The sequence below is a fragment of the Paenibacillus profundus genome (assembly GCF_021369635.1).
GTDB classification, from domain to species: Bacteria; Bacillota; Bacilli; order Paenibacillales; family Paenibacillaceae; genus Paenibacillus_B; species Paenibacillus_B profundus.
In genome coordinates this window covers 220,959-244,373 of the sequence record NZ_JAJNBZ010000006.1, presented here as the reverse complement: position 1 = coordinate 244,373, position 23,415 = coordinate 220,959, and the positions used below count along the sequence as shown (strand labels likewise).

The 23,415-nt window shown below is 45.8% G+C and carries 25 protein-coding genes, 3 pseudogenes and 3 riboswitches; of the genes and pseudogenes, 22 read left to right on the top strand and 6 right to left on the bottom strand.

Annotated features, from left to right (window positions below; all coding sequences use genetic code 11):
• Positions 1-176 precede the first annotated feature (176 nt).
• Genes gcvPB through gcvT form a run of 3 tightly spaced genes read right to left on the bottom strand, consistent with a single transcriptional unit; the run spans position 177 to position 4,108 of the window.
• Positions 177-1,634, bottom strand: a complete 1,458-nt coding sequence (gcvPB, locus tag LQV63_RS11145; RefSeq protein ID WP_233696763.1) for an aminomethyl-transferring glycine dehydrogenase subunit GcvPB — start codon at positions 1,632-1,634, stop codon at positions 177-179.
• A complete protein-coding gene (gene gcvPA / locus LQV63_RS11140; RefSeq protein ID WP_019420521.1) occupies positions 1,631-2,983 on the bottom strand; it encodes an aminomethyl-transferring glycine dehydrogenase subunit GcvPA in 1,353 nt (450 codons plus the stop codon). The genes gcvPB and gcvPA overlap by 4 nt, the downstream gene beginning before the upstream one ends.
• A 21-nt stretch (positions 2,984-3,004) precedes the next feature.
• Positions 3,005-4,108: a glycine cleavage system aminomethyltransferase GcvT gene (gcvT, locus tag LQV63_RS11135; protein WP_233696762.1), complete on the bottom strand. Its 1,104-nt coding sequence runs from the start codon at positions 4,106-4,108 to the stop codon at positions 3,005-3,007.
• 87 nt (positions 4,109-4,195) lie between these two features.
• A riboswitch (glycine riboswitch) is annotated at positions 4,196-4,304 on the bottom strand.
• Positions 4,305-4,399: riboswitch (glycine riboswitch) on the bottom strand.
• A 193-nt stretch (positions 4,400-4,592) separates the two neighbouring features.
• A riboswitch (glycine riboswitch) is annotated at positions 4,593-4,705 on the top strand.
• Positions 4,706-4,891: 186 nt separating this feature from the next.
• Here gcvT and gcvH point away from each other — a divergent pair.
• The 13 genes and pseudogenes from gcvH to LQV63_RS11070 all read left to right on the top strand — a co-directional run bounded on the left by gcvH (position 4,892) and on the right by LQV63_RS11070 (position 12,618).
• Positions 4,892-5,281, top strand: a complete 390-nt coding sequence (gene gcvH, locus LQV63_RS11130; RefSeq protein WP_019420519.1) for a glycine cleavage system protein GcvH — start codon at positions 4,892-4,894, stop codon at positions 5,279-5,281.
• Between the two features lie 745 nt (positions 5,282-6,026).
• A complete protein-coding gene (locus tag LQV63_RS11125) occupies positions 6,027-6,449 on the top strand; it encodes a hypothetical protein (RefSeq protein WP_233696761.1) in 423 nt (140 codons plus the stop codon).
• Positions 6,450-6,516: 67 nt separating this feature from the next.
• Positions 6,517-6,585: pseudogene (locus LQV63_RS11120) on the top strand (GNAT family N-acetyltransferase); the annotation flags it as partial.
• A 161-nt stretch (positions 6,586-6,746) separates the two neighbouring features.
• Complete coding sequence (locus tag LQV63_RS11115; RefSeq protein ID WP_233696760.1) at positions 6,747-7,211, top strand: aminoacyl-tRNA deacylase; 465 nt, start codon at positions 6,747-6,749, stop codon at positions 7,209-7,211.
• Between the two features lie 14 nt (positions 7,212-7,225).
• The gene (locus LQV63_RS11110; RefSeq protein ID WP_019420515.1) at positions 7,226-7,441 is read left to right on the top strand and encodes a hypothetical protein; all 216 of its coding nucleotides are present in this window, start codon (positions 7,226-7,228) and stop codon (positions 7,439-7,441) included.
• Between the two features lie 57 nt (positions 7,442-7,498).
• Entirely contained in the window at positions 7,499-7,759 is a 261-nt protein-coding gene (locus tag LQV63_RS11105; RefSeq protein WP_233696759.1) for a hypothetical protein, read from the top strand.
• A 65-nt stretch (positions 7,760-7,824) separates the two neighbouring features.
• Positions 7,825-8,136, top strand: a complete 312-nt coding sequence (locus LQV63_RS11100) for a hypothetical protein (RefSeq protein ID WP_019420513.1) — start codon at positions 7,825-7,827, stop codon at positions 8,134-8,136.
• 149 nt (positions 8,137-8,285) lie between these two features.
• Positions 8,286-8,522 (top strand): hypothetical protein, encoded by a 237-nt coding sequence (locus LQV63_RS11095; RefSeq protein ID WP_233696758.1) that lies wholly within the window; start codon positions 8,286-8,288, stop codon positions 8,520-8,522.
• Positions 8,523-8,869: 347 nt separating this feature from the next.
• Positions 8,870-9,553 carry a response regulator transcription factor gene (locus LQV63_RS11090; protein WP_019420511.1) on the top strand — a complete coding sequence of 228 codons (684 nt, stop codon included), beginning with the start codon at positions 8,870-8,872 and terminating at the stop codon, positions 9,551-9,553.
• Complete coding sequence (locus LQV63_RS11085) at positions 9,550-11,070, top strand: sensor histidine kinase (protein WP_233696757.1); 1,521 nt, start codon at positions 9,550-9,552, stop codon at positions 11,068-11,070. Before LQV63_RS11090 ends, LQV63_RS11085 begins: the two co-directional genes overlap by 4 nt.
• 89 nt (positions 11,071-11,159) lie before the next feature.
• Positions 11,160-11,582, top strand: a complete 423-nt coding sequence (locus LQV63_RS11080; protein WP_019420509.1) for a pentapeptide repeat-containing protein — start codon at positions 11,160-11,162, stop codon at positions 11,580-11,582.
• Positions 11,583-11,701: 119 nt separating this feature from the next.
• Positions 11,702-12,133 (top strand): hypothetical protein, encoded by a 432-nt coding sequence (locus LQV63_RS11075; RefSeq protein ID WP_233696756.1) that lies wholly within the window; start codon positions 11,702-11,704, stop codon positions 12,131-12,133.
• 89 nt (positions 12,134-12,222) lie between these two features.
• Positions 12,223-12,618 (top strand): (2Fe-2S) ferredoxin domain-containing protein, encoded by a 396-nt coding sequence (locus tag LQV63_RS11070; protein WP_019420507.1) that lies wholly within the window; start codon positions 12,223-12,225, stop codon positions 12,616-12,618.
• A 591-nt stretch (positions 12,619-13,209) separates the two neighbouring features.
• Here LQV63_RS11070 and LQV63_RS11065 read toward each other — a convergent pair.
• Positions 13,210-13,926: pseudogene (locus LQV63_RS11065) on the bottom strand (transposase); the annotation flags it as partial.
• 396 nt (positions 13,927-14,322) lie between these two features.
• Positions 14,323-14,529 carry a hypothetical protein gene (locus LQV63_RS11060; RefSeq protein WP_233696754.1) on the bottom strand — a complete coding sequence of 69 codons (207 nt, stop codon included), beginning with the start codon at positions 14,527-14,529 and terminating at the stop codon, positions 14,323-14,325.
• Between the two features lie 923 nt (positions 14,530-15,452).
• Between LQV63_RS11060 and LQV63_RS11055 the strand changes: the two genes are divergently transcribed.
• From LQV63_RS11055 to LQV63_RS32045, 4 genes are all read left to right on the top strand, one after another.
• Positions 15,453-15,998, top strand: coding sequence for a hypothetical protein (locus tag LQV63_RS11055; protein ID WP_233696753.1), 546 nt, complete (start codon positions 15,453-15,455; stop codon positions 15,996-15,998).
• Positions 15,999-16,125: 127 nt separating this feature from the next.
• Positions 16,126-16,392, top strand: a complete 267-nt coding sequence (locus LQV63_RS11050) for a hypothetical protein (RefSeq protein WP_233696752.1) — start codon at positions 16,126-16,128, stop codon at positions 16,390-16,392.
• A gap of 400 nt (positions 16,393-16,792) precedes the next feature.
• The gene (locus tag LQV63_RS11045) at positions 16,793-17,209 is read left to right on the top strand and encodes a hypothetical protein (RefSeq protein WP_233696751.1); all 417 of its coding nucleotides are present in this window, start codon (positions 16,793-16,795) and stop codon (positions 17,207-17,209) included.
• A 124-nt stretch (positions 17,210-17,333) separates the two neighbouring features.
• Entirely contained in the window at positions 17,334-17,699 is a 366-nt protein-coding gene (locus LQV63_RS32045; RefSeq protein WP_407672913.1) for a transposase, read from the top strand.
• 195 nt (positions 17,700-17,894) lie between these two features.
• On the opposite strand, the pseudogene LQV63_RS11040 reads toward LQV63_RS32045, so the two are convergent.
• A pseudogene (locus LQV63_RS11040) lies at positions 17,895-19,357 on the bottom strand (IS1182 family transposase).
• A 737-nt stretch (positions 19,358-20,094) separates the two neighbouring features.
• Here LQV63_RS11040 and LQV63_RS11035 point away from each other — a divergent pair.
• From LQV63_RS11035 to LQV63_RS11015, 5 genes are all read left to right on the top strand, one after another.
• Positions 20,095-20,337 carry a GyrI-like domain-containing protein gene (locus tag LQV63_RS11035; protein WP_233696750.1) on the top strand — a complete coding sequence of 81 codons (243 nt, stop codon included), beginning with the start codon at positions 20,095-20,097 and terminating at the stop codon, positions 20,335-20,337.
• A 216-nt stretch (positions 20,338-20,553) separates the two neighbouring features.
• Positions 20,554-21,144: a TetR/AcrR family transcriptional regulator gene (locus LQV63_RS11030; RefSeq protein ID WP_233696749.1), complete on the top strand. Its 591-nt coding sequence runs from the start codon at positions 20,554-20,556 to the stop codon at positions 21,142-21,144.
• Between the two features lie 46 nt (positions 21,145-21,190).
• Positions 21,191-21,679 carry an HXXEE domain-containing protein gene (locus LQV63_RS11025; RefSeq protein ID WP_019420503.1) on the top strand — a complete coding sequence of 163 codons (489 nt, stop codon included), beginning with the start codon at positions 21,191-21,193 and terminating at the stop codon, positions 21,677-21,679.
• A 427-nt stretch (positions 21,680-22,106) separates the two neighbouring features.
• The gene (locus tag LQV63_RS11020) at positions 22,107-22,844 is read left to right on the top strand and encodes a hypothetical protein (RefSeq protein WP_233696748.1); all 738 of its coding nucleotides are present in this window, start codon (positions 22,107-22,109) and stop codon (positions 22,842-22,844) included.
• Between the two features lie 110 nt (positions 22,845-22,954).
• The gene (locus tag LQV63_RS11015) at positions 22,955-23,380 is read left to right on the top strand and encodes a hypothetical protein (RefSeq protein WP_233696747.1); all 426 of its coding nucleotides are present in this window, start codon (positions 22,955-22,957) and stop codon (positions 23,378-23,380) included.
• The last annotated feature ends 35 nt before the right edge of the window (positions 23,381-23,415 follow it).

Sequence of the window (23,415 nt, the reverse complement as noted above, 5' to 3'; positions counted from 1 at the left end):
TTCAAGTTGCTGGCGGACTAGACCCTGCTGACGATAACAATGGACGTTTTCAAAAGAAACTAAGCAACCTTAGCCCGGCACAATACCGAACTAAGGTTGTTTAATCGAGGCTTTTTAGTGCTGTCCGCTTGACAGGGAAAGTTCACATTCCAATCAAAGGTGCAGCCTCTTATTTATTAATTACATGCGCAATTCAAGACCGGCTTGCGTGCAGCTTGCGTCTCGTCAAGTCTTCTAACGTCTGTATTGTGTGGCGCATTGAGCAGCAGCTCCGGATTCTGTTCTGCCTCCTGCGCGATTTGAATCATCGTGTCGATGAACGAGTCGAGAGTTTCTTTGCTTTCCGTCTCAGTTGGCTCGATCATCATACATTCCTCGACGTTCAGCGGGAAGTAGATGGTTGGAGGATGGAAGCCGAAGTCGAGAAGACGTTTGGCGACATCCAGCGTGCGGACACCGTATTGCTTCAGCCCTCTGCCTGACATGACGAATTCGTGCTTACACACGCCAGGGTAAGGGATTTCGTAATAAGGCGCCAGTCTATGCATCATATAGTTCGCATTAAGCACGGCACATTCAGACACTTGGCGCAACCCTTCCGGCCCATATGTGCGGATATACGCGTAGGCGCGAACGAGAATGCCGAAGTTGCCGTAATATGCTTTAACGCGGCCGATGGATTCGGGCCTGTCGTAGTTTAATCCATACGTTCCATCCTCTTTCTTGGCCACGATTGGCTTCGGCAGGAACGGAATGAGCTTGCTCTTCACGCCGACAGGTCCTGAACCCGGACCGCCGCCGCCATGCGGAGTGCTCATCGTCTTGTGCAGGTTCAAGTGCACGACGTCGAAGCCCATGTCTCCCGGGCGGGTAATGCCCATAATCGCGTTCGAGTTCGCGCCGTCGTAGTAAATAAGGCCGCCTGCTTCATGGACGATCTCGGCAATCTCGACAATATGCTCTTCGAATAAGCCGAGCGTGCTCGGATTCGTCAGCATAAGCGCGGCTGTATCGGGACCGACGACAGCACGGAGCGCATCAAGGTCAACCAGTCCTTTGTCGTCGGACTGAATCGTAATCGTCTCGAGGCCGGCAACCGTTGCGCTGGCTGGGTTCGTACCATGCGAGGAATCTGGCACGATGACCTTCGTCCGGGTCTCGCCACGGCTCTCGTGGTAGGCGCGAATCATCATCAAGCCCGTCCATTCGCCATGGGCGCCTGCCGCAGGCTGAAGCGTCACTTGGTCCATACCTGTTAACGTGGCGAGATCGTTCTGAAGCGTATATAACAGCTCCAATGCTCCCTGGATGCTCTGTTCCGGCTGATACGGGTGAATCTTCGCGAAGCCGGTGAAGCGGGCTACATCTTCGTTAATCTTCGGATTGTACTTCATCGTGCAGGAACCAAGCGGATAAAAGCCATTATCGATGCCGAAATTACGGCGCGAAAGCTCCGTATAATGGCGGATTACATCAACCTCGTACACTTCAGGCAGCTCGGCAGGTTGACTGCGGAGCATAGATTCGGGAATCAGTTCTCCGAGATTGACCTCGGGAACATCGAGCTCAGGCAAAGAATAGGCGACACGTCCGGGTTTGCTGAGTTCGAAGATGAGCTTTTTGTCCGGTTTCATAGACATGCCTCCAATCGGTTCACAAATTGATCGATTTCGGATTTCGTTCTTCGCTCGGTAACGGCGACGAGCATATGACCTTGCAGTTCAGGATAGGCTATGCCCAGGTCGTATCCACCGATATAACCGTTATCCAGCAGTTTTGCTTGAACGTCATCTATATTTGCGCCATCAGGCAGCTTAACGACAAACTCATTGAAGAAAGGCGCGTCAAAAGCGAGCGCGAGCTCGGATTGTTGTGCGAATACGCCAGCGGCGTAATGAGCCTTCTGCACATTCAGGTTCGCGACTTGCTGAACTCCTGTCTTGCCCATTGTCGACAAATAAACGGATGCACACAGCGCAAGCAGCGCCTGATTGGAGCAAATGTTGGACGTTGCCTTCTCGCGCCGGATGTGCTGCTCTCGGGCTTGCAGCGTCAAGACGAATCCGCGTTTGCCATCGATATCCTTCGTCTGTCCGACGATCCGTCCCGGCATCCGTCGCATGAGCGGTTCTGCCACTGCGAAGAAGCCGCATGTCGGGCCGCCAAGTGAAGCGGAAATGCCGAACGGCTGCGCATCGCCGACCACGACGTCCGCGCCCAGCTTGCCCGGCGTTTCCAGCAGCCCCAAGGTGATCGGGTTGGTGCTGACGACGAGCAATCCTTTCTTGCTGTGAATGATCGGCTCGATAGCACGCAAATCCTCAATGCAGCCGAAGAAGTTCGGCGATTGAACGATGACGGCTGCGGTGTCCTCCGACACAAGAGCTTGCAGCTCCTCCAGATCGGTGACGCCGTCCTTGTAATCGACTTCCACGACATCGAGATTCAGACCGCGCGCAGTCGTGCGCACGATTTGGCGGGCTTCCGGATGGACAGCGCGCGAGATGATGAGTTCCTTGCGCTTCGTCGCTCCGCTGGCCAGTGCGCCTGCTTCTGCCAGAGCAGTAGCACCGTCGTACATGCTGGCATTGGCCACAGCCATACCAGTCAATTCACAAATGTACGATTGAAACTCGAAGATGGCCTGCAGTTCACCTTGGCTAATTTCAGGCTGATACGGGGTGTACGCCGTGTAGAATTCAGAACGGGACACCACGTGATTGATAACGACAGGCACATGATGATCATAGAGACCGGCGCCCAAGAAGCTGGTATATCGTTCAAAGTCGGCGTTCTTATCCGCCAATTCCTTCATATGCTTCAGCAGGGCTGCTTCGTCAAGCGCCTCGGACATCGGCAGAACGCCCGGATAGCGAACGGAAGCAGGGATATCTTGAAATAGTTCCTCAATGGAGGAGATGCCGATGACCTTCATCATGTCGGCTTGGTCCTGTGCCGTCATCGGGATATAGCGATGCTTCATAGTTGGATTCGCTCCTTCTGTTTAGTTCGTCGCTCTTTTGTAGAATGGGGCTTTGATGACACGGGCCTTCAGCTGCTTCCCGCGAATTTCGACCATTACTTCCGTATCCAGCTCACTGTAAGCGGCATCAATTAAGGCAAGGCCTAGATTGCGCTTGAGTGTAGGGGACTGCGTTCCCGTCGTTACCTCGCCAACAGGATTCTCGTTGATTAATACAGGATAGTGGGAGCGTGGAATGCCCTTGTCTATCATTTCAATTCCGACAAGCTTGCGGCGAGGCCCATCAGCCTTCTGGCTGGCGAGTGCTTCCCGTCCGATGAAGTCTCCCTTATCCAGCTTGACGAAGAAACCAAGTCCTGCTTCAAGCGGCGAAATGTCGGCCGATATTTCTTGCCCATATAGCGGAAGCTTCGCTTCGAACCGCAGCGTATCACGCGCTCCCAACCCAGCAGGTACAAGCCCGTGCGCTTCGCCTGCTCTCATTAGCTCTGTCCATACCTGAGGCGCGTCTTCTGCTGCTACATACAGCTCAAATCCGTCTTCCCCGGTATACCCGGTACGGGAAATCAAGGCGCGCACGCCGCAGATGGCAGCGTCCGTCACAAATTGAAAAGGCTTCAGCTCAGCCAGCGGCGCGTCCGTAACATGAGCCGCGATCGCTTGCGCATTAGGACCTTGCAGCGCGAGCAATGCCGTGCTGTCAGACTTATTCTCTAGGACGACGTCGGCAGGGAGATGTTCTTGAAGCCATGCGAAGTCCTTGTCAATGTTGGAAGCATTGACCACCAGCATGTAATGATTTGCAGCCAGCCGATAAATGAGAATATCGTCGACGACGCCTCCGTTCGGATTGCATAAGAGGGAATACTGTGCTCTCCCGTCGACGAGACGGGTGACATCGTTCGTCGTCACGTGCTGCAGAAAGGCTTCTGCCGAAGAACCGCTTACCATAAATTCGCCCATATGGGAGACGTCGAACAAGCCTGCCTGAGTGCGGACGGCTTCGTGTTCCTTCTGAATGCCGCTGAATTGCACCGGCAGTTCCCATCCGCCGAAGTCGATGCAGCGAGCGCCGGGATAGTCGGCGTATAACGGGAATATCGGTGTTCTTTTTAACTGTGACATGACTTCACCTCGATCGTCTTATTAGTTAGGTATTGATAAAATAAAAAGACAGGCAGAAGAAAGCCAGCATGCCTGCGCCTACTGTATTCCTTCCGCTCTGTCCTTTGTACCTGAGAGTTACCTCGCGCATTCGCATACGCGAACGTTCCGAGTTTCCCCTTGGGTGACTCTAGTGAAAGAGTTCTCTCCAGAGATGCGTCCGGTAAAAGTCCTTTTGCCTGAGAGATTCACCCGTATGGGCTTACTCCTTCGGCGTTACCTGAGTGCGGTAATCTCTCCCCTTACCATCATTCGCGTGTGCAGTTGTTATACCTACATTATTACTTGATGCTTCCACACATTGTCAATCCATTTTTTGCGGATTGAAAAAAATGTTGTCCGAAATATTGACATATATCGAAGGCTGAACTACGCTATAGATGCGTGTTTTTGAACAACCTAGATTGATGTAAAATGCAACCTTGTTAAATTCATACAATGCGGATGAAGATGATTGGGAGAGACCGACACGGGGTTCCTTGTGCCGGCACCGAAGGAGCAAGCTGCCAACCTGCCGATTGGCAATTAATCTCTCAGGTACATGTACCGTCATCTGACGCAGCTCTGGAGAGCGCATTAGCCACCCAAGGGGTAAATTCGATCGTGTCCATACCGGCAGGATCGAGCACAAACTCTCAGGTACCGAGGACAGAGAAGAGGGCGAATAAGGCCTTTTCTTGTCTTTTTTTTACATGCGTATCTACACTACCAACTACAATTATGATGAAGAAATGAGGCGTTAGCATGAGTGAAGTGAAAGAGAATTTATTGTACAGCGAAGAACATGAGTGGGCTTTCGTCGTCGATGAACGCACCGTACGCATCGGAATTTCCGATCATGCACAGGCTCAATTGGGAGATATCGTATTTATTGAATTTCCTGAAATCGGTTCCACGCTTTCTGCGGGTGACAGCATGGGTTCAATTGAATCGGTAAAGACGGTATCGGAGCTGTATTGTCCTGTCAGCGGAAAGATTACGAAGGTGAACACCGGGCTGGAGGATGCGCCGGAACAGGTGAACAGCGCGCCTTACGACGGTGGTTGGCTTGCCGAACTCGAGATCGAAGGCAGCATGGAGGAAGCGCTCAAGCATTTGTTAAGCGCGGAGAAATATCAGGAGCTTATCGATTAAGCACAAGCAGCGAGATAGCAAGCGACACCTCCCAGTAATCGCGTTATGCGATCAGTGGGGGGTGTTTTTGCATTCGCAAGAAAGGATATAGAGCGTGGTGTCTGGAATCATATATAAGAACTACTACGGTCGAAGCAAGTCCCATTGGAAAATATAGAGCAGGGTGTACGGATTGGGCGGCTAACGGCATATAGACTGTATTCTGTACAGTGAATTTGGCTACATCTCTGACCAAAAATTCGAAGTTAGTAAAGAAGAAATACTGAACAAGGTTACGATTAACATAAGCTTAAAAAACTTAGAAATACCATATATTAAGAAAGAAATGAACGAGGAAGACGATCACGAACGATACAGTGATTTGAGATTGAAGGAATTGACTTATCATTTTACACTTATAATGATGTTGATGCTGGTGAAGTTGCTCTATTTATGAAGAAAAAATTGTTATAATTGAAAAGAGGACATACTGTGTTAAGGCAGCTGGTAAACTTTGAGATAGCGTATGCGAAAGTATATTCCAAGTGTTTTGCGGAAGACCATCTGATTCGATTTTGGGATGATGAGAATACGGATATGATACTCAAGGCGAAAAACAGAGCTGTTAAGAGGATGAAGTAACCGGAGTGATGCTTGAGGAGAATTCGATTGAACAGACAAACTAGACTGCATTCAAGCATACCAATATACAAGCGACGACCTTCAAATTATAGACACCAAAACGGGAGACTTGTTACATATAGGCATGACTAAACAAGAAATTACGGAGCTGTACGGCAAAGAGGACAAAATCCAGTTTAACCTGTACCAATATGGCGGATTGCGCATCGCTTATCGAGATGATGTCGTGGTCCAATTTTTCCTATCCATTAATGATAATCAATCGAATCGATTTCAAACGTATAGAGAAATTGGTTTAGGAGATTCATTAGAACAACTTCTGGCTAATTATGGTGAGAAGCATGCTAATCTTTCTGATTCCTATGGTGCTACAAGAATAACGTATATCGTAAAGAAGAACGGAAATGAATTAGAAACGGTAGATTTCAATGATCCCGCTTTGAAGACGGGGGATAAGAAAAGTCTATACTTTATCGATTTTGCCTGTGACGCTGAGGTAACGGTAATTAATATAGGTGATTTAGAGAGTATACAGAATATGCAATGATGAACCAGAGAATTATAGGGATGTGTTATTGTGGACAATTTGCAATTAGTCAGTCTGACATTACAATGGTATTCGACCGTCTGAGCGACGCAAAGGCTATGCCACAAAGCTGTTAGCGCTATCTATGGAAAAAGCTCTGGATTGAAGACTAATCAGCGGGCAGGAACATCGCAACATCAGTTTTTTGCGGCGGAGGGTAATGGATGGAATATATAATGAAAAAACGAAAAGCAGCGAGGACTGAGGCAGCGAGGTCTTAGAGAACATGAATTCCAGTTAAAGAAAGGTCAAATAAATATGTACAAGTTTGAACGAAAAATGATTGAGTTTATTGCTGCGAATCAACTGAATGCCGAGCATTTGGTGTTGGAGCAGTCTTGTCACTCGGTGAAAGACGCGGCTATTGCTGTAAACGGATCGGAAGATCAGTTCGTCAAAAACATTTGCATGATAGATAACGCAGACAGATTAATTGTTGCGATCGTACATGGAAAGGACCGGGCAAGCACTTCGAGAGTAAGCAAAGCGCTCGACATCGATCGACCGAGGCTGGCTGAAGAAGCGGAGGTGCTGGAGAGAACAGGCTATCCTGCAGGTGGAGTGCCCTCCTTTGGATATGATGCATTGTTTTTGATCGACCCTAAAGTAACCGAGTTGGAATGTATCTATACAGGCGGTGGATCGCCTAACTCATTAGTTCGCATCGAAGTCGAAGAAATGTTGAACATGAATGCTGGAAAGATTGCTAGAATAAGAAAATAAAGGGGTAGGCTGCTGTGAAGGGACCAATGACGTTAGTGGATCAGGATTTTGTCATCGAGCAAGTACAAGAGAAGTTCAATTGTACCGTATTGAAGTGCGAAGGGCGCCCGGTTTTAGAATATGGAACGGATGCAGAATTGGATCAGATAGGTGAGTATGTGAGAGCAGAGTTCGATAAAGAGCTTTTGGACGTTTTCTTCGCGGCTATTGAAAGCGTAAAGCCAGAATAATGCATATCGTGTTTAAAGTGGCCGTTTTTTAACATCATCTATGAGGGGGGAATTGCAATGTCGGATGTGCCGAGGCACATCGTAGCCGTCGTCTTCCGTGCACACCATGTCCGCGGCGATATCGTCAAGCAGGACAGTGAAATAAAGGCAGCGCGCTTTATCGAATTATCCGAAGCGAATATTGATGATTTTGTGAAGCGGCCCCATTTTAAATCACGAATCTTGGACGCCATGCAGGGCCGCTACATTCCATACGAAGTATGGGAGACGAAGCCGTATACCCTGCTTGAGAGAATCGAACCTGGAAAGACATTATAGCAACTTACGTGGCGTTAGAATGCTCAATTGTAGTGAAACTTTGAATAAACAGGAGGAAGGGTCTAATGTGGGCCACAAATGCAGCGTGGGTATGGGCGTTGAGCTACACAATTTTAGGCATCAGTTTAGCGGCAAGCGTGTATAGTATATGCAGAAGGCGATTAACGCTGATGTCGTGGATTCATGTCGCCGTTCTCATCAGCGGCTTCATTGTTTTTTTCTTGAATTCGCTCGGAAGAAGCGAAGGCATGACAGAACTGGAATACTTGGTTAACCAGTTGTTCCTAGGCTCATTATGGGCAATTTATGTAGTGTGTGGCTATTTGTATACCATCGTGTGGTGGTGTTGCTTCGTCTCCTCGTATAGCAGGAAATGATAGTATTCGAATCTTGTATCTATGTCCAAGTTCATTTTTTTAACTTGGAGCGGGGACAGGGAGTTGGAACCGATCTGGCCAAGAACAAGCCTTTTTCAGCCTTGAGGAATGGCTCATGGATGTTATGCAATCGGATGTGGAAGCATATAATGATTAAATATAACTCCTCCATTTCGCAAGCCTTCCCTTTAAAGGGGAGGCCTTTTCGTTATGACGTCTTGATGCTTGGTGAAGCGGTAACCTTCGACGATCGAGCAAGCCCCATTGGAATATATACAGCAGAATGTACGGATTGGGCGGCTAAATGGCAATTGACTGTACTTTGTGCAGTGGATTTGGACATGCCTCAGCAAATGCTGCTGAATGAGTGCCAAAGCATTGGATAAACTCCAATGAAACCCGTTGTAAAGAGGTGTACGCTGCTGTTCTACTGTACGAAATCCAATGCAGGATGCAGCGAGGGATATGGTCACGCCAGCGTCGTGTTTATAGGAACAGTGGTGAGCAAAGACGACATCCAATGATCAAATTTTGCTGCGTGGTTATGAAGGGGACGAATATTGTTGGGATCGAATAATCAGAATTATTACATCGCTGCGGCTCGGGAAAAAAACGGCATGCTCCTTTATTTGAGCTGATTCTGTCATTCAGGCGGCTTTCAGCTTGCGCTCAGGTTTTTTTCATATCGGTGTTGTATAATGGTGCCACTAGACATCGGGGGCGGAGGATACTTATGCAGCAGTTGAAGGGAATTAAAGTATTGCTTGTGGATGACGAACCGAATATATTGCAATTTCTGGAGCTTGGGCTTGTGAACGAAGGGTTCGAGGTAAGGACGAGTCAAGATGGAATCGCGGCCATTACGCTGATGAAAGAATTTCAACCCCATGTCGTCATTCTGGACGTCATGATGCCAGGGATGGACGGCTTTGAAGTATGCGGTATGCTCAAAAAGATGGATCAAGTGGCAGTCATCATGCTGACAGCCAGAGATGAAGTCGACGATCGCATTAGAGGTCTTACGCTCGGAGCGGACGATTACATGGTGAAGCCGTTCAGCTTCGCAGAGCTGTTGGCCCGCATCCATGCAAGAATCCGGAACCAATTTCCGCATCTTGTAGGTGAGGTCAACCTCGGGCCATTTCGCATCGATGATCGACGCAAGGAAATCAGCATGGACAACCGTGTGTTGGAGCTATCGCCAACCGAGTATGAGCTGTTAAAGTTTATGCTGAGCAATCACGGGCTTGTGGTGAGCAAGTTGGTTATTTTGGACAAGGTGTGGGGGTACGACTTCGGTGGTGACGAGAATATCGTGGAAGTCTATATCCGTTCGCTGCGGGAGAAATTGCACGATCGCGAGCATCGCTTGATTCGAACGCTACGGGGCGTCGGGTATCGGGTGGATCTTACATGATCCGGTTAAGCAAGGATGGGAGCAAGAGACGCCAACTGTTCGGCTCATTGCGTTGGCAGCTACTGTCAAGATCGCTGCTCATTTTGGCTGTTCTGCTCGTTCTGATCGGATTGTTCCAATATGTGTTCATGCGTCAATTTACGTATCAAAACAAGGCGGAAAGTCTGCGGAATCAGGCTATGTCCATTCCTCCGGAAACGTGGCGGCAGGCCGGCGTGCCTGTTCCTAATAAAGGGTATCGGGGAGGCTGGAAGGCAGGCCGCGGATGGAGTCAGGATGGAGGAACGCCTCCCGTTGTATTTATGCCGGGAGTCTCGATCGCGTTCATCGATAAGAACGGCAGCTACTCCGTTCTGTCAGAATGGAAGAGCGCGGGAGCGGCTCCGCGTCTATCAGATGAGGAATATAACAGTTTGCTGCAATCGAATCCTGCCCCGCGAAGGGAAGGGCTGGGGTATCAAGTGGTCCGCAATGCTGAAGGTGAGGAGCAAATCGTGGTGCTGCACCCCATTCAGATAAGTGGGATGGTGAAAGGAATCGTACAGATTAGTGCGGGTACGGGCCCGATGAAAGACGAGCTGGGACGACAGCTGCTCATTTTTATCGTGCTTGCAGTGTTCGCGCTGCTAGCTGGATTATTGACCTTTTTGCCTGTGCTAAAAAGAACGCTGCATCCGTTGTCGAACATGGTACATGCCGTGGAGAACGTCAATGCGGGCAATCTGGATGAACGGTTCAATACGATTCAGGGTCAACAAGAAATCGATCGGCTAGCGGTATCGTTCAATCGCATGCTGGAGCGGCTGCGGGCGTCATTTGAAGCGGAGAAGGAAGCGAAAGAACAGATGCGTCAATTCGTAGCAGACGCGTCTCATGAGCTTCGGACTCCGCTGACCTCGATCCATGGCTTCTTGGAGGTGTTGCTGCGCGGCGCATCCCAACAGCCCGAGCAGCTTGAAAAAGCATTGCACAGCATGTATGGTGAATCAGAGCGTCTTAATCATCTGGTACGGGATTTGCTGCTGCTCGCCAAGCTTGATCGGACACCTGACATTGCACTGACGGAAGGCGCATTGGATAAGTTGATTCAAGACATGGAGCCACAGCTGCGTTTATTAGCTGGCAGCCGACATGTTGAATTCGAACTATCCGATCATGTGATGTGCCGGTTCGATACCGACAAGATGAAGCAGGTTATTCTCAATCTGTTCTACAATGCCGTACAGCATACAGAGCCAGAATCGGGGATCATTACGCTGGCGCTAACACGAACAAGTGATACGGTACAGCTCACGGTGAAGGATAACGGGATCGGCATCGACGACAAGCATATCTCTTATGTGTTCGATCGTTTCTATCGGAAAGATTATTCCCGTACGCGGAAGAACGGAGGAGCAGGACTAGGGCTGTCCATCTCCAAATCGATTGTAGAGTCACATGGCGGGATCATACACGTGGAGAGCGAGGCAGGCAAAGGGGCTGCGTTTATGATTATGCTTCCTTTATCCCCCAATTAACATAAGAAATACATCTATACAAATGGTGTGGCTTGTATTAATCTATTGGTGACTGGAGGATAAATCAACCATTTAGGGAGGAAGAATCATTGGAATCTTCAACCGGTACACAGCTCCATATTAATAATGCCGTGCAACAAATTGTAGCTGACAACGCATGCGTGTCTGGGTCCAGCTTCACGAATGTCGCAGCGGAGAATCTTACCCTTGACAACGTGACATTGGCAGGCACCAAAATTATGGATGCCAATTTAAGCGACTTGGAAATTGACGGCGCGCAAATCGGGGGAGCTTACATTCACAACATCGGCATGCCTCGAGAAGGACACCCCGCTTATGAACCTGGTGCCGAGCAGCGGCCGGTTCGATTTGAGATGTGTCATTTGAACAATAGCACCTTTGACAACTGCCAACTAGTGAATGTCGAGCTTCGGAACTGCAACATTTCGGGCTTGAAGATTAACGGGATTGACATTGAAGCACTACTGAATATGCATAGCAATCCATCATAATGCCCTTTTTGTTCACCACCTAACAATAGGTGGTGATTTTTGATTTTTAACTTGTAGTCGTTGCGGACTAGGTGTGTCCCGTTTGCGATATAGATGGTCTATTGAGGAGGGGAGCAGCGTTGACGAATGAAACATCCCCAAGCGAAGATTATTTTGGGAGAATGAACAGGCAAGCGCAACGCGGGAAGAGCGTATTGAGAACAATCATCTTTTCGAATTGTCTCCTGTTGACTATCTTTATTTATCTGAACTTCAAGTATGGAGCTTCGCCGCAATCCGTCATCGGTTCGATTAATACGATTGTCATTTGTGTATTGCTATATATGGGAAAAGAATGGGCAAAGTGGCTATTTGTATGTATGAGCTTTTTCCAAGCAGGGATGATTGCCTATCTATTTTTTACGTATCAAATAAGTATTCGCATGAACATTCCATCTATGTATTGGATTGTTCTCACACTGACGCTTATCTTGAGCGTCATCAGTTCATTGATCATGCTGATCTCAAAAGGTGTCGGCGAATATTTATATATTCAAAGCACGAAATATTGAAACATTCCTTGTTCAGGTTAAAATAATCCGTCCAGGGGCAGACACCCCTCAATGAGAATGATAATATTTCTCAATGAGGAGGGGTAGAGATGAGTCAACGTTTACCGGGATTCCCTTCAATGATTCATTCCGTGTTCGTCTATTACGGAATGAATGGCGCAAGCAGAAGGAGCAGCCAGCAGGTCAAGCATACCCTTATACAAGAAGCATATAACCTTGGTTGTATACATGAGGTACGGATACAAGAAATCCCTTGTTCGCGAACTAATATTCAAGGATGCGCCGTCAGAATAGAGCCTGAAGGGACGTTCTATCATCAGGTGACGCCGGAGATGGCAATCGATATTATGCAGCGGCTCATGGCGGGACGTAGCAGTGAACGAGCGGAGGATGACGAGGACGAATTCCCGTGTCCGCCGGTCATTTTAGATTTTTGGGATTTCAGCAGCACGCTTTCGCTATTATTGAAATATTGGAATAAATGAGCAAGTCGTAAGATGGGTGGAGAATTGACCGTTTCCTAATCAAGAAGGGCGGTCTTTTTGCCTTCTTCACCTATCGGACTAGAGAGCGCGGACATGCCAATTGAAAAAGGATTGGAACATTAAAACAAACAAAAAATTACCCATAAAATGGAATGGTATGTTACACTTTGTGTGAATTGTTTCACAAAAAAGGAGGGGATTAGTCAATGAAAGCCGTAATTATATATTCAAGGGGTAAAGCGTGGATAGATGGTAAACCTCATTGAAGTTGCTAAAAATGACCCTGCTGTGTTAGAAGAAAAGGTTGAGTATGAAGTACATCCTTGGGAACCATTAGAAGGATTGTTTATAAAATGTTAGTGATTTTTGTTGAAATAGGTGCTTTTAGTTGAAGAAGTAAACAAAAAGGGCCAGCAGACGGGCAATGTCATTAAGTTTAGCTCAAAGACAAGAGCCGAAAACATAGGAATCTGAAACGGCATGGGAAAAGACCCTGTGCCGTTTCTTTTTTTGTATCCAAGCAAGGAAAAAAGCGTACAGCAAATAAAGCGGAGGGAAGATCCGCTTAAAAAAGTGTTCATATGAAACGAATTATGCTACTCTATAGACGAAGCTAACAACTGATTTGTAGCGTATTTTGCGTGTATTCTGCTGCCCTGGGCGAATGGGTCGAATCGGCAAAATGTTTTTGCGAATCAGCGCTTCAACATCGGGCGGGGGTTCATTGTGCCGTGAGCGCAGGAAATGTCTACAAACGTGAACGGCAACCGTGAAGTTGACTTGGTATGGGTGCCGTTTATCCATTTGGGAAATGACGACGTGTGAGGTCATCATTTCAGCGAAATTGTACATGATCATTCTTGCGAAAATCTCTTGGGTGATGGACTCTCGTCTCTTTGCGTGAAAATTCGTCAGACCGACAGTGTACTTTAATGCCCTGAAAGAGGTTTCAATGCCCCATCGCCTGTTATAAATCGACTTGATTTCATCGGGTGGGAAATCAGCGGCAGAAAGATTCGTAATGACGGTCTCATAAGCGCCATGAGGCAGGGCGAAACGAACAACCCGAAAGGAAATCGGGTAAAACAAGTTCTCATGCAAATCCAAAAAATCAAATGTAGACGTGGAAGGAACGAACTTGTAAATCTCGGGATTAGCCTTGACCTCTTTGGTTTGTTTTTTGGTGAGTGTCAGATGAACGTCCCTATCAAACTCTCCGCTAGCAGGCAAACGCAAGCCCGAAAGAATACCATTGGAATCCAAATCCTTTACCCGCATGACATAGTTCCACCCTTTGCGTTCAAGATGCGCGAAATTGTTGTAACTTCATAACCTCTATCGGCAATAACCATGGTTTTGCCCTTTATGGGAGAACGGTCAACCATAGCAGCCAGCGCCCTTCCCTCGTTGCACAACCTTCGTGGTTGAACAATGGCATCCACGTACAGTCTGTTGCACAAGTCATAGGGAGCGTTCAAATGCAGAAGGTTATAGCCTTTCGTGTCGGTTGACTTTGAAAATAGGTGTCCGTGTCCGCAGAGTCGGTTGCAATATGCAAATCCGAACCGTCAACGGCAAGTAATCGATACCCCCGGTAGTCCTTGACATCCGTATACGATTGCGTAAATGCGTGAAACAAGAATTCGACAGCAGATGGAAGGATTTTATTCCTCTTCTGGACAAAAGAGGAAGTGGTTGCGGTGTTTACGTTATAACCTTGGGATTCCAGGAGTTCCTTATATATGCTGTTGCCCCCATGGAGATCAGGAGTTGCATAACCGTTTCAAAGGGCAGCTTTTTCTTTCGGGTAAAATCTTTTTCAGGGTTTTTGACATAAGGTGCTGGTGCGGCTGCCATTTCTCGTATGAGGGATGTCAGCGTTTCTTTTAGCGAATTCGCGTACTCATTCATGGACGTGGCCTCCTCGTGTTTCAAGGATCTTCGCCACACATATCCATCTACCTGTTAAGTCTTGATTTTCTTTTGAAACAAAAAAAGAGCGGGCTATCTTTTCGATAACCTGCTCTTGTGCTTGATTATGGTTTCCGCGCCTTAACTTAATGACATTGCCTTGTAGGGCGCATTTTTTCGCACCATATAATCGGCCTCCATATGGTTAAACTTGTGTATTACAAGGGGCGTGACTCTTGGTGGCAATACCATACACATATTAGAAACATATAGCTAAATCTACCATTAGTCAAGAAGGAATAATCCAAATTTCAGTGGTTACCGCAAACATTTTCCTTTTTCACATTTCTCATGCAGATCCGTTCACCTATTAGCGTATTTGCTAACGAGCGAATGGTAATGGTATACTGGGAACAGAAGAGATATATAACAACGTCCCAATTGGACTACATTGTTCGGCTTCTGGATACACTAAAAAAGAGACTACGATCCTGCCAGATCGTAGCCCCTTTAACAAAGAGCCGGTGGGCAACCACGGCGAGCATATTCACATTACAGCGAAAAGCCACCGATCAGGATGCCAACCTAATCTTGGTGGTTTTTTCGCTTGTTATACGCTGCTTGAATCGCTTGATACAAAGCATACACGCCAGCTGCGATGCTGACGGGGTCTTCTCAACCGCAACTGGACACCTAACAAGAATGTCGCGGCTATCACCTCCCTTGCGAAAGGCTTCGCTGCGGCCCCACTGAACTCAGTTGTCTATTCTATTAGACCATCAATACCCATACTCCTTCATTCATAAATATTGTATAATATTGAAATGTTTTGTCGAAACGGAAATATATAGTATGAATATATGATGCTATGTGATACTATAAAAATGTGAAAAAAATTTAAAAGAAAAGGAGCGTTACAAAACATGAAGATTGCCACGAATAACAAGTGGGCTAAGGGTTTAATTTCTTTGGTTGTATTTTCTATGTTTGTTACCTTAGGTCTTTCTCCAGGGTCGGTTGCTTCTGCAGCTGAAATCCAAGATCCTGAGATGGAAAAATACCAAAGCGTTTCTCAGGATTCTTTTCAACGTATTCTAAATGATATATACAATATTCCAGATGAAGTCTTGAATTCAAATGATGCATCGACTATTAATAATTATTTTATAAGTATAGGTAGCCAAGTAAGAGTGACAGATTCCGACAATTATGAAGAGTTGTACGAAACTGCTGGAGCTTGGGAATGTGGAATAGCTATTGCGGGTTTAGTTGTGACCACTGCCATACCAATCGCTAAGATTGTGAAAATAGGCAAATTAGTTAAAAGTTTGGGTGGCGTTGTTGAAGCGGCTAAAACAATTTGGGGAGCTTCGTTTGCAAGTGAGAAATGGAAAGCTTTAGGATCAGCTGCTAAAGATTTGGTTGCTGAATTGGCAGGAATCACAGCTGTTAGCAAAGCTTGCTTTTGATTTAGGATAAATTTATAGTCTTCACAATTAAGAGCACTTTGGACCAAGCTGGGGGAGATCTTTTCCCACAATTTGCTCCACAAGTGCTCTATTCTTACTTAATTTTGAGGAAAATAGGAGGAGCCTTATGGACAACTCAATTTATTTAATAATATTCTTGCTATTAGCACTTATTTTTTCTGTCATTACCAATTTTTATAATTATAAGAAGTTGAACTCATTAGAGGAAGCACTATATGAGTCATATAGAAATAACAGTGAAGTTAAATCTTTTATTGAAAAGGATTTAAAGGGAGAATCAGAAGTAGAATCAATAAAAAGAGTCAGAACTAAGTATGGTTTATCTATTGGATATGCAAAAAAAATAATTGATTTATATAGAAGAAGCGAGTGAAGGGGTACCGCCGACATAAAACCCACGCTAAGAAGTTTTGTATCTGTTAGTCATGCAGTCCCGTTGTCAGAAAAAATAAAGTTTTAGACTAACGCGTGGTACAATCAATGTGCAGCTGCTATGCGTTCCTGGTACGCTGGCCAGTGATGCACAGTGTGCACCACAAAAAAAACAAAAAAGACCCCGAAAGGGCAATGTCATTTAGTTAAGGCGCAGGGCCGAAAATCAAGAATAAGAGCAGGTTATCAAAAAGATAGCTCGCTCTTTTTTTTGCACGAAAAAAAGGACTTGACAAGTAGGTGGAAGTGTGTGGCGAAGCCCCTTGAAAAAACGAGGAGGTTACGCCAATGGATGAGTACGCAAATTCGCTAAAAAAACGCTGACATCCCTAATACGAGAAATGTCAGCCGCACCGGCACCTTATGTCAAAAACCCTGAAAAGGATTTTACCCGAAAGAAGAAGCTGCCCTTTGAAACGGTTATGCAACTCTTGATTTCAATGGGGGGCAACAGCATATATAAGGAACTCTTGGAATCGCAGGGCTATGACGTAAACACCGCAACCACTTCTGCTTTTGTCCAACAGAGAAATAAAATCCTGCCGTCAGCTGTGGAATTCTTGTTTCACGAATTTACGCAATCGTATACGGATATCAAGCACTACCGAGGGTATCGATTACTTGCTGTTGACGATTCAGATTTGCATATCGCAACTGACTCTGTGGATACGGACACCTATTTTCAAAGTCAACCGAACACCAAAGGCTATAACCTTCTGCATTTGAACACAAAGGGTGGAACTACGTCATACGGGTAAAGGATTTGGATTCCAATGGTATTCTTTCGGGCTTGCGTTTGCCTGCTAGCGGAGAAATTTGATATGGACATTTATCTGACACTCACCAAAAAAACAAACCAAAGAGGTCAAGGCTCATCCCGAGATTTACAGGTTCGTCCCTTCCACTTCTACATTTGATTTTTTGGATTTGCATGGGAACTTGTTTTATCCGATTTCCTTTCGGGTTGTTCGTTTCGTCCTGCCGAATGGCGCTTATGAAACCGTCGTTACGAATCTTTCTGCCGCTGATTTCCCACCCGATGAAATCAAGTCCATTTACAGCATGCGGTGGGGCATTGAAACCTCTTTCAGGGCATTAAAATACACCGTCGGTCTGATGAATTTTCACGCAAAGAAGCAAGAGTCCATCACCCAAGAGATTTTCGCAAGAATGATCATGTACAATTTCGCTGAAATGATAACCTCACACGTCGTCATTTCCCAAATGGATACACGGTACCCATACTAAGTCAACTTCACGGTCGCCGTTCACGTTTTCAGACATTTCCTGCGCTCAAGGGGCGATGAACCCCCGCCCGATGTTGAAGCGCTGATTCGCAAAAACATTTTGCCGATTCGACCCATTCGCCCAGGGCAGAAGAATACGCGCAAAATCCGCTGGAGATCAGCTGTTAGCTTCGTCTACAGAGTAGCATAATTCCGTTCATATGGACATTTTTTTAAGCGGATATTCCATCCGCTTCAGATTGAAGACAAACTCCCGCGAAATACTGCAGACGCGGGAGTTCTTTATGTTTTTTATCCATATTTCAAATACGAAATTGAATTTATCAGATGGGCGACCGGTTTTCCAGAGCCAGGTCGCCATTTTTTTGAGGTTCATGGCAGCAAAAACAAGCATCGCTTGCATGGAGACTCTTTTTAATCCTCGTAAGGTCGTCCACCGCATACCATGCTTCTCCTTTAAGTCAGCAAAAACGCGTTCTATCGTCTCTTTTCGCTCCGCATAAATCTGTTTGTTTTCTTCTGTATGGCGGAGGTGATCCGCCTCTTTAACATATTCAGCCCAAACATGTCGACTGATACGCTTCACTGCATCTTTACTCTCTGTACATTGTGTCCGGAAAGGACAGGCTTGCCAGATTGTCGGATTTGAGCGATACATTTTATAACCGTCACGGTTCGTTGTTTCGTAAGACAGTACCGCATTTGCCGGACATAGGTAGCAGTCATAGTGCTCATCGTAAACGTTCTCATGCTTTTTAAAGAAGCCATCTTTAGTATGGGGACGTGTATTACGGCAGGACGGGACGAATCTCTTGTTCATGCAGAGTCTTGCAGATGGCTGGCGTCTTGTAACCCGCATCCGCGGCAACCGCTCGCGGAGCCGGAACTACGCGAGTAACCTCGTTCAGGACATCTTCAAAGACTTGGCTGTCGTGGACATTTCCAGGCGTTACTTTGACCCCGAGTACAAACCCGTTTCGATCACACGCGGTGTGGAAGCTGTAGGCGAAAACACGCTCTTTCTCGCCCTTCACGAACAAACCACTCCGGGTCAGTCGTGCTAACTTTCACCTCCTTCTGCGTTACTTCCGACTTTTTTTCAAATGGTTTTTTTCCATGTGCAACTCGATCCTTATTGATCTCTTCATCAAGCTGGTCCTGGTATTCTCGACTCTGCTCCTGAACGATCTCTTTTACATATTTGTTTTTGTTCGCGCTAGCTTTAAAGAGCACGTCAGGCTCAATGAAACCATGACGAACAGCTTCTTCGAGGATGTGATTAAAAATCCCCTCAAACAGTCCAGTATCCCGAAAACGGCGCACATAATTCTTGCCCAGCGTCGAGAAATGAGGAATGGGCTGACTGAAGTCATATCCAATAAACCAACGGTACGCCACATTGGTTTCAATTTCTTTAATCGTCTGACGCATGGAGCGAATACCAAAAAGGCATTGAATGAGCGCAATCTTCGTAAGAACAACCGGATCGATGCTAGGGCGGCCGTTATCTTTACAGTAGACATCTCGAACCAAGTCGTAGATGAAGCTAAAGTCGATGGCGTATTTGATTTTGCGGACCAAATGATCCTTAGGTACAAGCTCATCCAAGGAGACCATGGAGATTTGTGAACGTCCTTCGTAACCCGTTTTTCGCAACATATCCACACTCCCGCACTATTATTACCTATATTATATCATATTAATGCGGTGAATGATTGAAGTGTTTTCAATAAAATAAGACTAGCGACAGGGCTGTACGCTTTTTTCCTTGCCTGCACCAAAAAACAAACGGCACAGGGCTTTTTCCCATGCCGTTTCGGATTTCATTTTTATTCCAAGTTTTGTCTTTGAGCTTAACTAAATGACATTGAGCAGACGGTTCCTTTTTTCTTTTGATGAATTATTAACATTATTGACTACTTAATCGAAAAAATCGAAGGTCAGGTTCTGTGTTGGGATATAATAACAATTGCGGATGTTTTATGATACAATCAAGAAAAAGATAACGGAGGGAGAGGCAATGAGCATTGGTATTGTTGGAACATCATTAATTATGTTGTCCTTTCTACTGGTTTACAGTCTAATCATTGTATTTGGGGTTGCGTTCTTATTTAGGAAAAGCCCCGCAGTAAGGAATTATGTTCTCTTAGGAATAGCGTCCATTGGACTTCTGATGTCATATTATTATTCTTTATTTGGCTCTGTGGATACAAGCACTCAGTCAAAACTTTTAACGGTTGCATTTATTGTGCTTATCTATAGGCAAAGAAAACTAAAAAGAACGAACAAATAGAAGAACGGCGGAAAATTGACATGCATCATAATAGCAGTCTAAATACGTTGTCATTATAGAGACGTATCTAGGCTGCTTTGTTCGTTTCGCAAAATTTCATAAAGTGAAGGAAAATGGCTCCGAACTAAAGGAAGCCGTTGTGCTGCCTGGCCAGTACGCTGTATTTCGACATATCGGCCCTTCCGCAGGGCTCCCGTTCATGTACCAATATATTTATGGCACTTGGTTGGCCCAATCAGGCTATGAGTTAGCCTATACCTATGACTTTGAGCGCTATAATCACCGCTCTCTGGGCGCGGCGCATCCTCATTCAGAGCTTGATAATTTCATACCGATTACATGCTGATGGTATCCGCCCTTGCCATATTGGCCACCCGAACTTGAATGGGGATGATGACAGCGGCAGCACATTAGAGCTCCTGTATAAATCGTATTGACAAAGCGGCAAGGCAGGAGTATTGTTTAAGCATGTTCAATTTGAACAATCGTTCAAAACAATTGTTCAAAAAATATACTCCTATGCTGCTTGGATCTAAGAGAAGATAAGGTCAGGAGGGCTTCAATGAAACAGGATGAAAAAGATGTAAAAATGAAAATTTTGGATGCAGCGAAGGTGTTGTTTGCCCGCAAAGGCTTCGAGGGAACGACCGTGCGGCAAATTTGCGACGAGGCTGGAGTGGCGTTGGCGCTGGTGTCGTATCATTTCGGGGGCAAAGAGAATGTATTCTATGCCTTGTTTGATGCATTCGCACCAGACTTTTTGAATACCGAATACGAATTGGAAAATCCCGAGAAGGATTTGCGCGCCTTTATCGGCGAGTTCGTGCGCTTGCGTATGGCGGAGCCGGAGCTTATCAACTTGCTGCAGCAGGAAATCATCATGCAGAGTCCCAGAATGGAAAAGCTGCAGCGATACTTGTTCGCGCTATGGATGCAGCTTCGCCGTATTTTGGAAGCAGGAAGGGAAAAAGGCTGCTTTGACTTTGAATCAATGAAACATACGTTGCACTTTATCATCGGTTCGTTGATTTTTACTAGAATAGCTCCATCTATAGATGACATATTCGAGTCGGCGGATATGCAAGGCAAAGAGGAAAGTGTAGAGGCTGTAGCCGCTTATACGACCCGCTTTATAGTGAACGGCTTGAAGTGAGGGAACGAATGGTTACAACAAGATATATTGAAATGGGGGACAAAAAATGAGCAGCTCCATTCTTATTTTGTTTCTGTTTGCAATCACTATACATAATTTAGAAGAAGCCGTTTGGTTAATACGACAGTCATTAAAAGCAACTAAAGTAAAAATGCATGCCCCTGTTAAACAGGATCAGTTTTTATTCGGATTATTTGTAGTTACTGCATTAGCGTATTTGATAACCGTTTTATATATTTTTTATCCTTCGAATGTGATATTGAAGTATGCTTACTTCGGGTTTTTGGGTTCAATGATATTTAATATTATTTTCCCTCATTTGATTTCGACGATTATTGAACGGTGTTATTCACCTGGATTGTTGACAGGAATAGGTGTCATTATTCCTACGAATCTATTAATTTTAAAAGCTGGTTTTGATACAAATACGATAACAGTAACAAATTTTATAGTGGGTACGATATGTGTAGGAGTGATTTTATTATCAACCATCCCTTTATATTTTAAAATAGGAAAAAAACTGATTACATATTAAAGTATTTGAATATTAATGTAGTTAAATATAAGTGCGTGTTCAAAAAGGTCGGTTTTCAGCACCGAGAAGGTTGCAGGAACTCGAAGCGTATGCTTCCGAAGCGAGTTTTGCTTTGCAAAACTTGTAAGGAGCAGCGCAGTGTAGACGGGACTACATGAGCAGCTGAAATGTTTCCGCAGGAAACATACTTCGAAAGCATACGCTGTTCGAGAGTGAATGCAAGATTCGATGCCGAGTTACTTCCTGAGTGACTTCGTGATCAAAAGCGGACTTTTTGAACAACCTCTATAAGTGCGATTAAATAAAAATCAGTTTACATTTGGGCAGTCCCATGTATAATCGGAAACAAAGAAGCGGCGTTTACGGTGTTGTCGACCGGAAATAACACCGCTTTTTTTGTTGATGATTGGGGGCAGGTGCAAATGGCATGAAAGTATGGCGCAAACGAACTCCTATGTATGTGTATCAAAAGATGATCATCGTGTTTCTCATCCTCGTCATGCCCATCTACGGTATAAGTCTCGTCTTTAATTGGACAAGCATGAACCATCTTCGCGATGAAGCCGAGCGTTCTTTGGCGAAAAATGTTTCCTTTTATACGAACCAATTGAATGAACAAATCTCTTTTATCCGCAATTTGCAATTGCAGCTCATCCACAACTCCGATCTGCAAAGTCTTGCATTCTATGCAGGCAATATATCAGGCTACGAAGAAGTCGCTTTAGTCAACCGCATCCATGAGAGTCTGACGACGATACAAAATGCAAGCGATTATGTGGTGAATGCGGGCACTTACATCAAGTCCTACAAGCATACCCTTTCCACCGAAATGGGGACGAGCAAGCTGCCGAACCCGGAACACAACATGGTTCAAGCCTTAATCGAGCAAGCTGGAGAGCAGCCAATCTATGCGTGGAACGATCGCATCTTGTTCATCATGACAGGGAACCGAGGCAGCATCGTTTCATATTTGGAGCTGTCAAAAGAGAAGCTGGCGGAGACGATATCGCAAATTACAGGCTCGTATCAAAGAGCAGGTGTATTTATGATTGATGATGCATCGCGAATCGTCGTGCAATCACAGTCTGATCTGGCGGACGTGACGGCGCTCATGAAGGGACTTCCCAAGCTGGAAGAAGCTTGGCGGGGAGCAAATTACAGCTGAAATCAACAAATGGGTGGAGAACAACTCCACACTGTAACCGAGTAATACGAGCAATCGTGACCGTATAGGAGGCATCATAGGATGAAATCATCGTTTACAGTATGAAAGAGATGCGGCGAGAATGGCCTCTGCACCTGATGCTCATTCCTGGGGTCATCGTAACGCTCATATACAGCTATGGACCGATGTTCGGTCTCGTCATGGCATTTCAGAAATTCGAGCCGATACTCGGCTTTTTCAAGTCGAAGTTCGTAGGCTGGGACAACTTCACGTACGTATTCAATCTCCCTGATTTCTATCAAGTGCTGTGGAATACACTCGTTATTGCCATATTGAAGATCGTGTTCGGTCTTATTATCCCGCTCATTTTGGCGCTGCTGTTGAACGAGCTGCGGCTTAAATGGTTTATGAAGACGGTGCAGACGAGTATCTTTCTTCCTTTCTTTCTCTCGTGGACGGTGCTTGGCGGGGTTATCTTTGAACTGTTCTCGTTGCAGGGGCACTTTGTACGTATCGTTCGTGCAGCCTCCTTGTAAAGGCTCGTAACGGATATGGTACGCATCCTTCCAGA

What these genes read in the sequence shown, in the direction of transcription:
- gcvPB (WP_233696763.1), bottom strand. Translation starts at nt 1,634, where the DNA reads ATGAAACCGGACAAAAAGCTCATCTTCGAACTCAGCAAACCCGGACGT.
- gcvPA (WP_019420521.1), bottom strand. Translation starts at nt 2,983, where the DNA reads ATGAAGCATCGCTATATCCCGATGACGGCACAGGACCAAGCCGACATG.
- gcvT (WP_233696762.1), bottom strand. Translation starts at nt 4,108, where the DNA reads ATGTCACAGTTAAAAAGAACACCGATATTCCCGTTATACGCCGACTAT.
- gcvH (WP_019420519.1), top strand. Translation starts at nt 4,892, where the DNA reads ATGAGTGAAGTGAAAGAGAATTTATTGTACAGCGAAGAACATGAGTGG.
- LQV63_RS11125 (WP_233696761.1), top strand. Translation starts at nt 6,027, where the DNA reads ATGACTAAACAAGAAATTACGGAGCTGTACGGCAAAGAGGACAAAATC.
- LQV63_RS11115 (WP_233696760.1), top strand. Translation starts at nt 6,747, where the DNA reads ATGTACAAGTTTGAACGAAAAATGATTGAGTTTATTGCTGCGAATCAA.
- LQV63_RS11105 (WP_233696759.1), top strand. Translation starts at nt 7,499, where the DNA reads ATGTCGGATGTGCCGAGGCACATCGTAGCCGTCGTCTTCCGTGCACAC.
- LQV63_RS11100 (WP_019420513.1), top strand. Translation starts at nt 7,825, where the DNA reads ATGTGGGCCACAAATGCAGCGTGGGTATGGGCGTTGAGCTACACAATT.
- LQV63_RS11095 (WP_233696758.1), top strand. Translation starts at nt 8,286, where the DNA reads ATGATTAAATATAACTCCTCCATTTCGCAAGCCTTCCCTTTAAAGGGG.
- LQV63_RS11090 (WP_019420511.1), top strand. Translation starts at nt 8,870, where the DNA reads ATGCAGCAGTTGAAGGGAATTAAAGTATTGCTTGTGGATGACGAACCG.
- LQV63_RS11085 (WP_233696757.1), top strand. Translation starts at nt 9,550, where the DNA reads ATGATCCGGTTAAGCAAGGATGGGAGCAAGAGACGCCAACTGTTCGGC.
- LQV63_RS11070 (WP_019420507.1), top strand. Translation starts at nt 12,223, where the DNA reads ATGAGTCAACGTTTACCGGGATTCCCTTCAATGATTCATTCCGTGTTC.
- LQV63_RS11060 (WP_233696754.1), bottom strand. Translation starts at nt 14,529, where the DNA reads ATGAATGAGTACGCGAATTCGCTAAAAGAAACGCTGACATCCCTCATA.
- LQV63_RS11055 (WP_233696753.1), top strand. Translation starts at nt 15,453, where the DNA reads ATGAAGATTGCCACGAATAACAAGTGGGCTAAGGGTTTAATTTCTTTG.
- LQV63_RS11050 (WP_233696752.1), top strand. Translation starts at nt 16,126, where the DNA reads ATGGACAACTCAATTTATTTAATAATATTCTTGCTATTAGCACTTATT.
- LQV63_RS11045 (WP_233696751.1), top strand. Translation starts at nt 16,793, where the DNA reads ATGTCAGCCGCACCGGCACCTTATGTCAAAAACCCTGAAAAGGATTTT.
- LQV63_RS11030 (WP_233696749.1), top strand. Translation starts at nt 20,554, where the DNA reads ATGAAACAGGATGAAAAAGATGTAAAAATGAAAATTTTGGATGCAGCG.
- LQV63_RS11025 (WP_019420503.1), top strand. Translation starts at nt 21,191, where the DNA reads ATGAGCAGCTCCATTCTTATTTTGTTTCTGTTTGCAATCACTATACAT.
- LQV63_RS11020 (WP_233696748.1), top strand. Translation starts at nt 22,107, where the DNA reads ATGAAAGTATGGCGCAAACGAACTCCTATGTATGTGTATCAAAAGATG.
- LQV63_RS11015 (WP_233696747.1), top strand. Translation starts at nt 22,955, where the DNA reads ATGCGGCGAGAATGGCCTCTGCACCTGATGCTCATTCCTGGGGTCATC.